General features: G+C 47.0%; 16 protein-coding genes. 7 read left to right on the forward strand and 9 right to left on the reverse strand.

Annotated features, from left to right (window positions below; translation table 11 throughout):
• Positions 1-1,521, reverse strand: a complete 1,521-nt coding sequence (locus O3681_RS04950) for a DUF4178 domain-containing protein (protein ID WP_371459421.1) — start codon at positions 1,519-1,521, stop codon at positions 1-3.
• A gap of 203 nt (positions 1,522-1,724) precedes the next feature.
• A complete protein-coding gene (locus tag O3681_RS04955; protein WP_070838552.1) occupies positions 1,725-2,738 on the reverse strand; it encodes an SPFH domain-containing protein in 1,014 nt (337 codons plus the stop codon).
• Between the two features lie 429 nt (positions 2,739-3,167).
• Between O3681_RS04955 and O3681_RS04960 the strand changes: the two genes are divergently transcribed.
• Complete coding sequence (locus tag O3681_RS04960; RefSeq protein WP_371459422.1) at positions 3,168-3,998, forward strand: outer membrane beta-barrel protein; 831 nt, start codon at positions 3,168-3,170, stop codon at positions 3,996-3,998.
• 198 nt (positions 3,999-4,196) lie between these two features.
• Here the strand turns inward: O3681_RS04960 and O3681_RS04965 are convergent, their stop codons facing one another.
• Complete coding sequence (locus O3681_RS04965) at positions 4,197-4,595, reverse strand: DUF350 domain-containing protein (protein WP_039861961.1); 399 nt, start codon at positions 4,593-4,595, stop codon at positions 4,197-4,199.
• A gap of 207 nt (positions 4,596-4,802) precedes the next feature.
• Here O3681_RS04965 and O3681_RS04970 point away from each other — a divergent pair, with 207 nt between their 5' ends.
• Positions 4,803-5,555: a type II CAAX prenyl endopeptidase Rce1 family protein gene (locus O3681_RS04970; protein WP_371459423.1), complete on the forward strand. Its 753-nt coding sequence runs from the start codon at positions 4,803-4,805 to the stop codon at positions 5,553-5,555.
• Positions 5,556-5,628: 73 nt separating this feature from the next.
• On the opposite strand, the gene O3681_RS04975 is transcribed toward O3681_RS04970, so the two are convergent.
• Entirely contained in the window at positions 5,629-5,976 is a 348-nt protein-coding gene (locus tag O3681_RS04975; RefSeq protein WP_003686176.1) for a hypothetical protein, read from the reverse strand.
• 175 nt (positions 5,977-6,151) lie between these two features.
• On the opposite strand from O3681_RS04975, the gene O3681_RS04980 reads away from it, so the two are divergent.
• Positions 6,152-7,042: a DMT family transporter gene (locus O3681_RS04980; protein ID WP_188211391.1), complete on the forward strand. Its 891-nt coding sequence runs from the start codon at positions 6,152-6,154 to the stop codon at positions 7,040-7,042.
• Positions 7,043-7,060: 18 nt separating this feature from the next.
• A complete protein-coding gene (locus tag O3681_RS04985) occupies positions 7,061-7,417 on the forward strand; it encodes an STAS/SEC14 domain-containing protein (RefSeq protein WP_003678720.1) in 357 nt (118 codons plus the stop codon).
• A 154-nt stretch (positions 7,418-7,571) separates the two neighbouring features.
• Here the strand turns inward: O3681_RS04985 and argS are convergent, their stop codons facing one another.
• Positions 7,572-9,290, reverse strand: coding sequence for an arginine--tRNA ligase (gene argS, locus O3681_RS04990; protein ID WP_371459424.1), 1,719 nt, complete (start codon positions 9,288-9,290; stop codon positions 7,572-7,574).
• Positions 9,291-9,443: 153 nt separating this feature from the next.
• On the opposite strand from argS, the gene O3681_RS04995 reads away from it, so the two are divergent.
• Positions 9,444-9,980: an isochorismatase family protein gene (locus O3681_RS04995; RefSeq protein WP_371459425.1), complete on the forward strand. Its 537-nt coding sequence runs from the start codon at positions 9,444-9,446 to the stop codon at positions 9,978-9,980.
• A gap of 13 nt (positions 9,981-9,993) precedes the next feature.
• Positions 9,994-10,494 (forward strand): GNAT family N-acetyltransferase, encoded by a 501-nt coding sequence (locus O3681_RS05000; RefSeq protein ID WP_107723600.1) that lies wholly within the window; start codon positions 9,994-9,996, stop codon positions 10,492-10,494.
• Positions 10,495-10,550: 56 nt separating this feature from the next.
• Here the strand turns inward: O3681_RS05000 and tehB are convergent, their stop codons facing one another.
• The 4 genes from tehB to O3681_RS05020 form a co-directional block, all read right to left on the reverse strand.
• Positions 10,551-11,420 carry an SAM-dependent methyltransferase TehB gene (gene tehB, locus O3681_RS05005; protein ID WP_371459482.1) on the reverse strand — a complete coding sequence of 290 codons (870 nt, stop codon included), beginning with the start codon at positions 11,418-11,420 and terminating at the stop codon, positions 10,551-10,553.
• Positions 11,421-11,542: 122 nt separating this feature from the next.
• Positions 11,543-11,917, reverse strand: coding sequence for a DUF5376 family protein (locus tag O3681_RS05010; RefSeq protein WP_049330917.1), 375 nt, complete (start codon positions 11,915-11,917; stop codon positions 11,543-11,545).
• 2 nt (positions 11,918-11,919) lie between these two features.
• On the reverse strand, positions 11,920-12,270 hold the full coding sequence (locus tag O3681_RS05015; protein WP_070504467.1) for an EndoU domain-containing protein: 351 nt from the start codon (positions 12,268-12,270) through the stop codon (positions 11,920-11,922).
• The gene (locus O3681_RS05020; protein WP_070504471.1) at positions 12,267-12,662 is read right to left on the reverse strand and encodes a DUF5376 family protein; all 396 of its coding nucleotides are present in this window, start codon (positions 12,660-12,662) and stop codon (positions 12,267-12,269) included. The genes O3681_RS05015 and O3681_RS05020 overlap by 4 nt, the downstream gene beginning before the upstream one ends.
• A gap of 325 nt (positions 12,663-12,987) precedes the next feature.
• Here O3681_RS05020 and rnhA point away from each other — a divergent pair, with 325 nt between their 5' ends.
• A complete protein-coding gene (gene rnhA / locus O3681_RS05025) occupies positions 12,988-13,425 on the forward strand; it encodes a ribonuclease HI (protein ID WP_049350717.1) in 438 nt (145 codons plus the stop codon).
• Positions 13,426-13,435 lie beyond the last annotated feature (10 nt).

Consider the following 13,435-nt stretch of genomic DNA (forward strand, 5'->3'; position numbering starts at 1 on the left):
TTAATCCTCGTCCTCGTCTTTTTTGCCCATGGTCCACAACAACCAGCATCCTATAAAGATGACGGTAAGTGCAGCAGAGCTGTCGCTGGCCAGAAGTGCAGGGAGATTAACAACAACCAAGATAGCAGTCATTATAATTCTTAATGATTTATCAATACCGTCTGCCGCCATGTTTGCAGTGTAATGCGGAGCTTGGCTGGTCAGATTAAACGCGTCTGCAATTTCCCGATAAGCAATTGGGGCACTTCTAGTCCATGCCATTTCGTGACTGTTTAGTTCGGAGCCAATCTTACGGCTTTGCCCGTCTCGGTAATCGCTGTAATAGTTCAAATCACCGCTTCGAACACGCCAATAAAACGCGCCGCTGGCAATCCTGACCCGTCCGCCATAGTCATAAAGTTTGCCATAGCCTTGCGGTTGGCGGTTGCGGTCGAGGCGCGGCCAATCATTCAAGGTTTCAGAAATATTCCAACCTTCATCAGCTTCAACCAGCCATAAGAAACCCTGTGTAGGGTTGTAAAGCAGATACTCTGTCCACTGCCCTTCTGGTGCCAATGTATGCTTGGCACCTTTGAACAAGTTATCAAATGTTTCCTGCGCATCTGTTTCTAAATATCTAATTGCGCCGATAACATGAAACTCTTTATTTTTCAGACGGCCTGTCGAGCCGACAGACAAAGTAAACATCGTATTTTGTGACAAACGCAGATCATTGGCGGTAATAAGCTCCGCCTTATCCTTGCCGACTGCCAATTCGCTGCCGCAGCTTTGACAGTTCAGATGAGAGGTCAGGCCGTTCACCCAATGAATGGACGAGCCGCAGTTAGGACAGTTTTCTGAAGTAATACTGCCTTTCAGACGGCCTGCGCTTTCTTTAATTTCATCTTCGTGGCGCGTGTTTTCCAGCTTCAAATCATCTAGGTTTACCATCCGCCCGAAGAAGGCTTCGGGTGTTTCATTGTTGTAATCGAGCGTGATGAAAAGGTTTTCGCAACGCCAGTCGGAAACCAGATTTTCTGTATCCTCTTTCAAAACAAACGGCAATTCGCCCTGCGCGGCGGCGCGTTTCAAGCTGATTTTGCGGACATCGGAGGCAATATAGTGCTTATCTTGAAAAGTCAGCTCGCTAAATCCGGCTTGCGTGTCTTCAAATTTCGGCGGATTATCGATTTCGACCGGCATGGTCATCACATACAAATCACCCGCCTCAGAAAGCCAACCTGCCCTGCCGTCGTCAAACAGCGCATACCATTCATTCCACGCACCATCGTCGTATTGCACCTGAAGCCGTCCGACCAAGGTAAAGCGTTGAGCGACAAATGTGCCGCTGGTTCCGATTTGAAGCGGACTAAAATCTTCCAGCAATGCGGAATCGCGGCCGGAGTCGACAACGCCGTTATCTTGCCGCACCAGCATGCTGTTGCAATAGCCGCACACCAGCGTCACGGCAGAAGCAGAATGCGCTTCAACAGGTGCGCCGCAGCTTGGACAGTCGGTTTTGAAGAAAGGAGTTTGAGACATAGATTTGCTTTTTCGGAATGGGTTGGAGTATTTCAGACGGCCTTAATGTTTATATCAACTGGTTTTATCAATGATTTCAGATTAGAAACAAACCAAATCGCCGAACGAACTCACTCAAATGACTCGAAAGGCCGTCTGAAACCTTTTCACAGAAGCAGCTCAACGCTTCTTTGAATGATATTTTTCAGACGGCCTTCAATTTGTCAACCAATCAACTGTTTCAACACTTCAGCCTTGGCTTTATCAAAATCTTCTTGCGAAATCAAACCGCCATCCAGCAAAGACTTGAGTTTCACCAATTTCGCCTGCGGATCTTCGGCAGCCGGCTGAACATTTTGCTGAGCCTGTTGCGCATTCGGCTGCATCATGCCAGACATGGCACCCGCCATCGCCTGACCAATGCCGGCACCTACGCCCAAACCTGCACCGATTCCGGCAAGTCCGCCTTCATTTTGTGCCGCAAGCGGGATGGATTCGGCGGTTTGATATTGGGTGTAGCGTCCCAAATCGCCGATAACGCCCATCGAAATTTTCTTATCCAACGCAGCCTGAATAGACGCAGGCAAGGTAATGCTTTCAACAGTGAAGTTTTCTAGCGCCAAACCCAGCTTGGCAAATTCCGCACCGAGCAATTCGCCGATTTTTTGCGACAGCAAAACTTGGTTCGCCGCCATATCCAAGAATGGGATACCGGAGCTGCCAAACGCGGCCGCCAACTGGGTGACTGCAATATTGCGCAGCTGGTTTTCCAAATCTACACCGCTGTATTGCGCCGCCACACCGCTGACTTCTTTGAAGAATTTTGCCGGATCGCTGATGCGGTAAGAATACATACCGAACGAACGCAGTTGCACCGCGCCAAACTCGGCATCACGCACGGTAACAGGTTGGGATGTACCCCATTTTCGTGCGAGCTGTTGTTTGGTATTGAAAAAGTAAACATCCGATTTAAACGGGGATTCAAAAAGCTTGTCCCAGTTTTTCAAGTTAGTCAGCACTGGCAGAGTTTGCGTATTGAGCGTGTAACGCCCCGGACCGAACACGTCGGCGGTTACGCCTTCATCGACAAACATCGCCATCTGCGCCTCGCGCACAGTCAGGCTCGCACCGTTTTGGATCTCCTCATCGGCAATCGGAAAACGCCACATCAGCAGGCTGTCATCGGGATTCGGCCATTGAATGACGTCGATAAACTGTTTCTTGATAAAGTTGAACATCGCAGTTCCTTATTTGAAGAAGAAGGGATAACTTATGGGCAGTCAGGTCAATTTGCCTGGTCGGTAATATCGCTTATTTTATATAAATAGAATGTCATACGATATTAACATTCAAAATGTCTTTATGCATGGGAATAGAGTGGGTGGCCGCATATACTTTTATCGCAAACTAAATAATAACTATATAGATATTAACTTTTGAAAACTTCGAAATTAAACCTCTTACCGACTCAGTTTTACACTATTTCCAGGTTTTTTATCCATACTGTCTCATAAAAAAGACAAATATTTGCGATAAATCATTAAAGAATATAATAGAAGTAAATATATTACCCCATCAGCATTGTTAATATTCATTAAATATTATAAACTTTGCCATGCAATAACACTAAATTATCACACTGTTTTCCCAAACTAAAAGGAATTTACATGAAAAATTCTGCTCATTTCTGTCTTGCTGTGTTAGCACTGTCTGCTGCAGTAGGCGCACAGGCTGCCCGCCCTGTTGAATTTACCGTTGGCAGCGAATATTACAACGAAACCTATCGCGAATATGAACAAGATGGTAGCCGAATAATGCAACAAAAAGGCAACCTGTGGTCTATTAATGCGGGGGTTAAATACCGTTTCAACGATCACCATGCGGCAAAATTGGAAGGCCGTTATTCCCGTGGTAAATCAGATTACACAGGAAGCTTCCAAAATGGATTTGGTGAATCCACAGGTTATGGTTCTGCCACACTCAAAGATGCACCTCGCCGCGCATACGATATCCGTGCCTTATACGAATATACACTCCCGATTAACGATCGCTTTAGCCTGACTGCCGGTGCAGGCTTGGGACACCGTGTTCTGAGAGATTTGAGCCGACGTGTCGATCCTGATGATTATGACCGCAAAAACCGAACCACATATGCGCAAATCAATGCCGGTGTAAATATCGCACTTCCAGCAAACTTTGAGATTGCTCCTCGTATTGCCTACAATCGTGCCGTTAAGGGCCGCCAGTATTCTTACGAGCCAAATCGAGAAGAAACCAGAATGAAACAAGGCGGTGGACAAGGTATTGAGGTTGAAGTACCTGTATCTAAAAAATTCTCTAACGGTTCTAAAATCACCCTGACCCCGTTCTATCGCGGCTGGAAAGTCAAAGATTCAAACTTTACCGTTACAGAAGACTATGGCTTCGTTCAATTGGGCGCGATCGAACCTAAAAACCGCACCCGAGAAACAGGTGTAAGATTGCAATACTCATTCTAATTTAACGAAGTAGTTGAAACGTTTCAGACGGCCTTGTTATATAATAGGCCGTCTGAATTTTTTGATGCCTCCCAAATCTCATCATTCCCTAATACCATCAGGCAATAAGACATCATCCGTCAAAAAAAATCTACCGATAATTTCTCTAGGCAAGAGTTAGGATAAGCACATCTTTTACTATCCAACCGACCATCAACATCAAGTCAAACAAGCAGCGTTCAAAATGCCAATCGAAATGGACACTGCACCAAATAACGCGCCGACGGCAACATTGTTGCCGATGAGCTCTGCGGTAGCGCCTTTAATCATCATTGTCGCAGCGAAATAGACAAAAATCTGAATTACGGCTGCGGCAAGGGCCCACAAGATAAAATCGATGAAGCTGACGCTGTGGGCAATACTTGAAGCCAGTGTCAGACAAAAACCGACCAACGCGCCGCCAAATGATAAGGCGCAGGCAAGGTTGCCGTTTTTAATCAGGCGCAATTCTTCAACGGGTGTAATCCGCAGATATACGGCGGCAAAAACAACGGTCATGGCGATACCTGCCAACATGTATTGCAGGTAGAGCAGATATTGGGACAGAGAAATACTCACGATAAGATTCCTTGGTTTGCAATAAAGTGATTATGCCATATTTTTGAAGATAAACCCTTCGGAAAATATGGCATTTTTAGAAGCGCTTCAGGCCGTCTGAAACGGTCTGTTTTTTAATTCATGTTTTATTGTGATAATTGTTGACGATTTTTGTATGTTTATGTAACTATTGCGCACCGTTATTTATTTAGAGCAAAGAGTAAGAATATGAACATACTTGCCGCTATCCGCCCTAAAGAGCCTTTGCGCCATTTGCGCTGGTTTGACATGCTGATTGTAACCGCCATTCTGTTCGGTCAATTTGCTTACCGCTCCACCCAACTTTATATCGCCAGCCTGATGCCGCAAGTAGAAACAGCCGCCGTTGCCGAAGAGGCGCGCGATACTGCGGTAACCGGCGTGGCTTATTCGGAAAACATGAGCCTGCAGTTGACGCTGCTTGCTATTGCTCTGATCTACCTCATTATCCGCCGTTTCGACTTCAAACAGTTGCCGATTCGCTTTAATTTAGGCGTATTGTTTTGGACGCCTGTGATTTTTATCCTGATGGGTCTGACCGCCGATGCGGTAACTTCATTAAGCGGCGGCTACAATTACTTCACCACTGAAATCTTCCAATACATCAAACCATTATCCATCTTCGATAAATTCGCCGCCCTTGCGCCGATGGCCATCCTCTACGGCCTTTTAAACGGCTTTTATGAGGAATTCTGTTTCCTCGGCCTTTTAACCTGCGTGGAAGACAAATACAAATGGCAGGCATTGGCCTATTCGACCTTGGTGCGCGTCTCCTTCCATACTTATCAAGGCATGCTTTGGGCGACCGTTATCGGCGTTATTTTCGGCTTGATGTACTACTTTTTCTACAAATACAAAGTTAAAAACCTGCTGCCGTTTTTCCTGATTCACGCCTTAGCAGATATCTTCGGCTCCGGCTTCATCTATTTGATTTGCGCTTAATGGCAATGGTTGACTGAATAAACCAGGCCGTCTGAAACATCATTTTTCAGACGGCCTTTTATCCTCTATCGGTTTACTTAATCAAAGTAATTGCTACATCGGCATCTTCGGTTGCAACTGCCTCAATCACTGCATCGCCGCCAAACCGTAACACCGAGCCTGCGCCGACAGTATGTTTTTCAGTCTGATTCAACGTCACATCAAAACTTCCTTTTCCAACGGCAAAAATCAGCGTTTTAAAACCCGGATGATCGTGCGGCTTAATCTGCTCCCCTTTCTTCATGTCTTTCTTAACAACCATGTAATTTTCGCCGCTGAAAATCTTACCGTTTTCTGAAGAAACCTCTCCCAAAGGCGCGGCAGAAACGGCAACGGAAAACAAAGCGGACAGCAATACGGCAGAAATATTGGAAACTTTCATAACAAGCCTTTCTTGAAAACAGAGCTTCCATTCTATAAAAACCCACTTCATTATTCAATAATAATTCTCATTTTCTAACAAAAAGGCCGTCTGAAACCCAACGATATTTTTCAGACGGCCTGATTGACCTGTATAATATTTTATTATTAATAAAATCGCTTTACACACCCATCAAATGGAAACCGTCAGAAAAGATCCACTCGGCTCGGCATGGATGGTTATTGCCGCGCTCGGCTTTACCGTCATGAACCTCTCCATCAAAGCCGCCTCAACGCAATTCGGCTTTTCCAGCGGCGAGCTGGTCTTTTGGCGCATGCTGGTCTCCACCCTGTTCTTAGGCATCATGGCCAAAGCGCAAGGCAACACGTTTTCCACGCCGTATTGGAAAACCCATCTCAACCGCAGCGTCATCGGCACGCTTGCCATGATGTGCACATTTTATTCCGTCATGCATCTGCCGCTGGCAACAGGCGTCACGCTCAACTACACATCCTCCATCTGGCTGGCCATTTTTTCATTTTTCATTTTAAAAGAACGAATTACACTTTATACCCAAGCCATTTTGGTTATGGGCTTTATCGGCGTTATCCTGTTACTCAACCCATCTTTTCAAGGCGGACAGGAGTTTGCCGCGCTGGTCAGTTTGGCAGGTGGCGCCATGTCGGGCTGGGCGTATTTGCAGGTGCGCGAACTCTCGCTTTTGGGCGAGCCAGGCTGGCGCGTGGTGTTTTACCTCTCGCTTACCGGCCTGATTATGGGCGCAGTCTGGAGTACCATCACAGGCTGGCATCCGCTGACCGTGTCTTCCCTGCCCTATCTGGCCGGCATCGGCATCTCCGCCATGATTGCACAATTGGCCATGACCCGCGCCTATAAGGTCGGCAAGAAATTTACCGTTGCCTCGCTTTCCTACCTGACCGTCGTTTTCTCCGCTCTATCCGGCGTATTGCTTTTCGGCGATAAAATCACTTGGCAGGAAGCCGCCGGCATGGTTATCATTGTTGCAGGCGGCGTGTTCAGCAGCTTTACTCCGGCCTCAATCAAAAAATTTCTGATGAAGCAATAATTTAACAAGGAGAACACCATGATTTCCATCCGCGAACAATCTTACGGCTTAAACGTAGCGCTGTACAACGAGTTCACTTTGGACGATTTCCGCCAATTGGAAGAAGCCTTGTTGGCCGCAAAACAAAAAGTCCATCTGCCCGACATCCTGTTGGACTTGTCCATGCTGAAAGACTTCACTATCGATATGGCGGTCGAGCAAATCAAATTCCTCAACCAACATGAAACCGACTTCGGCCGCGTTGCCGTCATTACCGACGACATTTGGATTAAACTCGGCGCGCGCCTTTCCAGCCTCTTGACCAACCAACATCCCAAATATTTCAGCGACGCTGCCGAAGCACAGGCTTGGTTGTTGGCAAGCAATTTGAAATAAAGATAAGGCCGTCTGAACGCATTATTGAGCAAATATAAAACCGCTTAGGCTCAAACAACGGCATCACGACATCTGTCAAAGCATAAAAAAGGCCGTCTGAAACCTTGCAACCTGCAAAGTTTCAGACGGCCTTTCATCGTTTTTATTCAAAAACTTACATGACATCCAACACATCAATACCCAACAACTCCAAGCCTTGTTTCAGCGTATCGCCGGTCAGCTTCGCCAGTTGCAGGCGGCTGTTTCGGGTTGCGCCTTCTGATTTCAGGATTGGGCAGGCTTCGTAGAAGCGGCTGAACAAGGTAGCGATTTGATAGAGGTAGGCGGCGAGGTAGTGCGGATACGCAGTATCTGCCACGCTTTGCAGTACGTCTTCAAATTTCAACAGCTCGGCGGCCAGTTGTTTTTCCAAAGGTTCGGTCAAAACGGTTGGTGCATTTGCGTCCCATTCGCCTGCTTTGCGGAACACGCTTTGTACGCGTGTGTAGGCGTATTGCAGGTAGGGGGCGGTGTTGCCTTCAAACGAAAGCATGGCGTCCCAGTCGAACACATAATCACTGGTGCGGTTTTTGCTCAAATCGGCGTATTTGACCGCGCCGATGCCGACGGTTTTGCCGATTTTACCTGCTTCGTCTGTACCCAATTCAGGATTTTTCTCTTTCACCAAAGCGGTGGCGCGCTCGACTGCTTCGGTCAGCAGGTCAACCAGTTTCACGGTGTCGCCGCTGCGCGTTTTGAACGGTTTGCCGTCTTTGCCCATCATCGTGCCGAAGCCGATAAACTCGGCTTTTACATCTTCCGGCAGATAGCCTGCTTTGCGGGAAGTGGTAAAGAGTTGCTCAAAGTGCAGGGCTTGGCGGTGGTCGACGACGTACAGCAGGCGGTCGGCATGAAGGGTGCCGACGCGGTAGCGCAAACACGCCAAGTCGGTGGAAGCATAAAGGAAGCCGCCGCCTTGTTTTTGCACGATAAATGCGGCAGGTTCTCCCTCTTTGTTTTTGAACTCGTCCAAGAACACGACTTTCGCGCCGTCGTCTTCGACTGCCAGACCTTTTTCGACCAAATCATCGACTACGGGCTGCAAATCGTCGTTGTATTTAGATTCGCCCGCCACGTCTTCAGGGCGCAATTTCAAGCCCAGCGTGTCGTAAACGGCTTGGGCGTGCGAGAGCGAAATATCGACAAACTGTTTCCACAACGCCAACACGGTTTCATCGCCGCCTTGCAGTTTCACAACGTATTCGCGCGCGGTGTCAGCAAAGGCAGGATCTTCGTCAAAGCGCACTTTGGCGGCGCGGTAAAACTGCTCCAAATCCGCCAGCTCAAACGCGGCATTGTCTTTTTGCTGCTCAACCAAATAAGCGACCAACATGCCAAACTGCGTACCCCAGTCGCCGACGTGGTTTTGGCGGACGACAGTGTTGCCCATAAATTCCAATACGCGCGAAATGCTGTCGCCGATGATGCTGGAACGCAGGTGGCCGACGTGCATTTCTTTGGCCAGATTAGGCGAAGAATAGTCGATAACGACAGTTTTCGGTTGGTCAGTTTTCGCTACGCCGAAACGCTCGTCGTTCAAGGCCGTCTGAATGTTTTGCGCAAGGAATTCAGGACGCAGGCGCAGGTTGATAAAGCCCGGGCCGGCGACTTCCGCGCTTTCAATCACGGCATTGTCGGCCAATGCTTCGGCCACTTTTTGCGCCAACTCTCGCGGATTTTGTTTGGCTTTTTTCGCCGCACCCATCACGCCGTTGATTTGGAAATCGCCGAAGTCGGGATTTTTCGCCGCCTGCAATACAACGGGGCTGTCGGGCAAACCGGCAGCGGCAAAGGCTGCTTGGGCTTCACGTTCGACGGTTTGGTATAAATTCATGTTGTCGGTCTCTATCAATTCAAATCAGGCGGTATTTTAAAAGAATTTCGGGCTTTAAAACAGGGCAAGCTGCAATACTTTTCCAGCGGCTTGTTATATGATTGCATTCTGATTCAACGATTTTGCTGTAAAGGCCGTCTGAAAGGAAAAGCCATGAACCCAAAAAATACGCTTTGTCTGATTGTCGATATTCAAGAACGCCTGCTGCCCGCCCTTTCCGGCGCGGACGAAATGTTGGAACGCTGCCGCCTGCTGATTCAAGGCTTGACGGCTTTGGACGTACCCTTTGCCGTAACCGAACAATATCCGAAAGGTTTGGGCAACACCGTATCCGCTGTATCGCTGCTGTTGCCCGAAGGCACGCCTGTTGTCGAAAAAACCCAATTCTCGGCGTTTTTACCTGAAATTCAGGAAATATTACGCAAAAACGACATCAAAAACATTATTTTGGTGGGCGCAGAAGCGCATATCTGTATGCTTCAGACGGCCTTGGATTTGAAGGCGCAAGGTTACGCCGTATCCCTGCCTTTTGAATGCACCGCCTCGCGTACAACGGCCAACCGCGACAATGGTTTGGCGCAAATGAGCCGTCAAGGCATTATCGTTTCCAATGTCGAAAGTATTTTGTTCCAACTGCTCGGCGATGCCAAACATCCGGCCTTTAAGACTATCTCCAAACTGATTCAATAACAGGCCGTCTGAAATGCAATACACCATCCGCCCTGCCCTGCGCCAAGACTTGCCCGCCATCGTCGATATTTACAACAGCACCGTGGCCACGCACCAATCTACGGCCGATTTGTCGCCGACCACGGTTGCCGAACGCGAAATATGGTTTGCCGCGCACACGGACAAACGCCCGATCTACGCCCTTTACGATGCCGACGGCACCATATTGGCCTGGGGCAGTTTCAGCGACTACCATCCGCGCTACGCCTATCACATTAGCGCGGAAGTCAGCATTTATGTCCGCCACGATATGCGCGGCGCAGGCGTGGGCAAAATCCTGTTGCGGCACATGCTCGAACGCGCACCTTCCTTAGGCATCCACAACGTCATCGCGCTTGTGTTTGGCCACAACTATCCGAGCCTGAACCTGTTTCACCGTTTCGGTTTTGAAGAATGGGGGCGGCTGCCGCAAGTCTGCGATTTGGAAACCATGTTGGCAGACGTGGTGATTTTGGGCAAAAGGATTGTGGATTGATTACGACAAAGGCCGTCTGAAAACTGAATTCAGACGGCCTTTTGACGGCAAAACCTTTATTCCGGTTTCTTCGCCAGCATAGTGACGAATTTAAACTGAATCGGATTGCCAAATTCGTCTTTCGCGTGCATCGAACCCAACTCTTCCTTGTATTCTACCAATTCCCAATCCTTATAGTATTCGCGCAACTCGCCCTCGCCGAACTTGAACGGGAACGGCATCGGGCAAGGGAAATCTTCCGTATCCATCGCAGACACGATCAGGTTGTAACCGCCGGGGTTGGTGTGTTCCTTCATATTGGCAATCACGTCAGGAACGTAACGCGGCATCAGGAACATAAACACCACGGTCGCCACCATATAATCGAAGTTTTCCTGAATATTGGCGGCGTTGAGGTCGTATTCAAACGCGCGGACATTCAATTCTTCAATACGCGCCAGCTCTTCCACGTTTTGAACCGCGTTCGGATTATTATCGACAGCGGTAACGTCAAAACCTTTCAAACCCAAATACAGCGCATTGCGGCCCTGACCACAGCCCATATCCAAAACCTTGCCGACGGGCACGATGCCTTCGGCGGCACGGACAGCCGAATGTGTCGCGCTCATGCCGTATTTCTTATTGAAATAGTCCGCCGCCTCGCAGTAAAACGACAGTTGGATTTCCGTATCTTGCGTTTGCGGCGCGATAAAGTGCCATGCTTGCGGATGGATAATCCAATCGCCGCTTTCAGGCGTCAGCTCGTGCGTGGCCGTAACATTGCCCGCCTCGTCCACTTCATTGAAGTTCAGACGGCCTTGGAGGACATTGAGGCAGCCCCAAGTACCGGCAGCAGTATTGTGTTTGAACAACAAAGCTTCGGGAATCTCGTCCGCCGTCCACACCGGCATCTGTTTGTAACAAAACAATTCTTGCTGTTCGCTCATCATGTTTCCTTTCTATTTTGACGGTTTCAACACGGCTTCTGCCAAGGCTTTCTGAATGGCAATAAAGTGCAGGCAATTTTGAGATATTTTAAAACTCTTTGATAATTGACCGTCCTTCCAATCTAGAACTCTAAGTGCTGTATTAAGCCTTCTTCAGGTTCTTGGCTTCGGAAAATCAGCCATAACCTTAACACATCAACCATAATTCCACGAGGCAAAGTGAGATAAAGTGATTCCTCTTCTTGAGCAAAGAGAAAATAAAAATTCACTTGATCGTTCATCACCTCAACACCCCAAGAATTGGAAGAAATATCCGCTTCTTGAATCGTCTCATCTGTTAAGATTGACAATGAATGATCCAAAAAAGAGAAATAATTTGGACCACCCATTGGATCATTCAAATAGCCGGTTAATGGATTTAATTGGTGATTTTCTTCCAAATAGCAAGCCGGAATAATTTGCCCTTTATGTTGAATATACGTAAAAATAAGTTTCATCTTTACTCCTGCTCAGCACTTGGGAAAGCCGTGACGACAGGATAGGTATAACCTTCTACACGTACGTCTGAATTTGAAATGCCAACCCACATACCTTCAGCTTTACGAATAGAATCTAAATCATCTACTTGATTCATATAAGCAGAATTAATTTCCACTTTGATACGATCTGCCGTCCACGTTTGAGGAAACATCAAGGTCTCCCCATTATTGTTAGTTTTAGTCATATATTGATTAGTTTCACTATCAAAAGCGGAAATTTGTGCAAGATATACGCCATTTGGATAAGTATATAATATCCGATCAACACGTATATTGCCTAAGGCGGCATGTCCACCGATCATGACTGTCATTTATAAGCATCCTCTGAGTCGATAACTTCTTGGTAGTTTGAGTCCTTAATCGATTTATTTAAAAAATCAATCCATCGTCTAATAATAAAGATAAATTCTATTTTAGGTAGTTTAATTTGATATTGCTTATTATCTGAATCATATAAAAAGAATATATAAACATCATCTCCTACTACATCCACTCCCCAAGAATTAGAAGATATATCCTCTTCTCTATTACTTATCAAAATATTCAGAATATCCTTAAGAAATTCTTTATATTCAATTTTATCTCCTAAGTCATCATTCAAATAAGATATTAACGGTGTATAATCCCCCTTAAACTCTGAGTCACATGTTGGAATAAATTCTTTTTTTACCTCATTAAAATAATACTCAAATATAATTCTCATATTTTTCTACTTAAAATCAATTGGCGCTGTTACCTTATAAACATTTTTATTTTCTTGCTCGTTGATGTAATGATCTTTTTGGCGATTAGAAATCCTTTCATTCAATCCTTTATTTCGATTTCCTCCTATATTTAGCTATATCTTCTGATTAATTAACCGCATTTTTAGTCTTGGATTTCAACATCCCTCTAGCCTTAACTAACGCCAATCCCGCGCCACTTAACGAGTGATAAAGTGCAGGGTATTTTACACGTGCAAACCGTATTTGCCGATATTTCAGACGGCCTTATGTTATGATACCGCCTTATTCGACAAAGACATGCCCATGGATAAACCCGTTTACCTCTACACAGACGGCGCATGCAAAGGCAACCCCGGCGCAGGCGGCTGGGGTGTATTTATGCGCTACGGCACGCACGAAAAAGAACTGTTCGGCGGCGAAGCCGAAACCACCAACAACCGCATGGAGCTGACCGCCGTCATCGAAGGACTGAAATCTCTAAAACGCCGCTGCCAAGTCGTCATCTGCACCGACTCGCAATACGTCAAAAACGGCATGGAAAGCTGGATACACGGTTGGAAAAAAAACGGCTGGAAAACCGCCGCCAAAAAACCGGTTAAAAACGACGATTTATGGAAAGAGCTGGATAGTCTGGTTCAACAGCACGATGTCCGCTGGACGTGGGTCAAAGGCCACGCCGGACACCCTGAAAACGAAAAAGCCGACGAGCTCGCCAACCGCGGTGCAGCAAAATTTGCATAACACTTCGTCC

The organism is Neisseria sp. 27098_8_158, from assembly GCF_041433145.1.
In the GTDB taxonomy this organism is placed as follows: Bacteria; Pseudomonadota; Gammaproteobacteria; order Burkholderiales; family Neisseriaceae; genus Neisseria; species Neisseria subflava_E.

Bases quoted from the DNA above. Each gene is read 5' to 3' on its own strand.
- O3681_RS05010 (WP_049330917.1), bottom strand. From the start codon at position 11,917: ATGAAACTTATTTTTACGTATATTCAACATAAAGGGCAAATTATTCCG.
- tehB (WP_371459482.1), bottom strand. From the start codon at position 11,420: ATGAGCGAACAGCAAGAATTGTTTTGTTACAAACAGATGCCGGTGTGG.
- O3681_RS04975 (WP_003686176.1), bottom strand. From the start codon at position 5,976: ATGAAAGTTTCCAATATTTCTGCCGTATTGCTGTCCGCTTTGTTTTCC.
- O3681_RS04955 (WP_070838552.1), bottom strand. From the start codon at position 2,738: ATGTTCAACTTTATCAAGAAACAGTTTATCGACGTCATTCAATGGCCG.
- O3681_RS04985 (WP_003678720.1), top strand. From the start codon at position 7,061: ATGATTTCCATCCGCGAACAATCTTACGGCTTAAACGTAGCGCTGTAC.
- O3681_RS04960 (WP_371459422.1), top strand. From the start codon at position 3,168: ATGAAAAATTCTGCTCATTTCTGTCTTGCTGTGTTAGCACTGTCTGCT.
- O3681_RS05015 (WP_070504467.1), bottom strand. From the start codon at position 12,270: ATGACAGTCATGATCGGTGGACATGCCGCCTTAGGCAATATACGTGTT.
- O3681_RS05020 (WP_070504471.1), bottom strand. From the start codon at position 12,662: ATGAGAATTATATTTGAGTATTATTTTAATGAGGTAAAAAAAGAATTT.
- O3681_RS04980 (WP_188211391.1), top strand. From the start codon at position 6,152: ATGGAAACCGTCAGAAAAGATCCACTCGGCTCGGCATGGATGGTTATT.
- O3681_RS04995 (WP_371459425.1), top strand. From the start codon at position 9,444: ATGAACCCAAAAAATACGCTTTGTCTGATTGTCGATATTCAAGAACGC.
- O3681_RS05000 (WP_107723600.1), top strand. From the start codon at position 9,994: ATGCAATACACCATCCGCCCTGCCCTGCGCCAAGACTTGCCCGCCATC.
- O3681_RS04970 (WP_371459423.1), top strand. From the start codon at position 4,803: ATGAACATACTTGCCGCTATCCGCCCTAAAGAGCCTTTGCGCCATTTG.
- rnhA (WP_049350717.1), top strand. From the start codon at position 12,988: ATGGATAAACCCGTTTACCTCTACACAGACGGCGCATGCAAAGGCAAC.
- argS (WP_371459424.1), bottom strand. From the start codon at position 9,290: ATGAATTTATACCAAACCGTCGAACGTGAAGCCCAAGCAGCCTTTGCC.
- O3681_RS04950 (WP_371459421.1), bottom strand. From the start codon at position 1,521: ATGTCTCAAACTCCTTTCTTCAAAACCGACTGTCCAAGCTGCGGCGCA.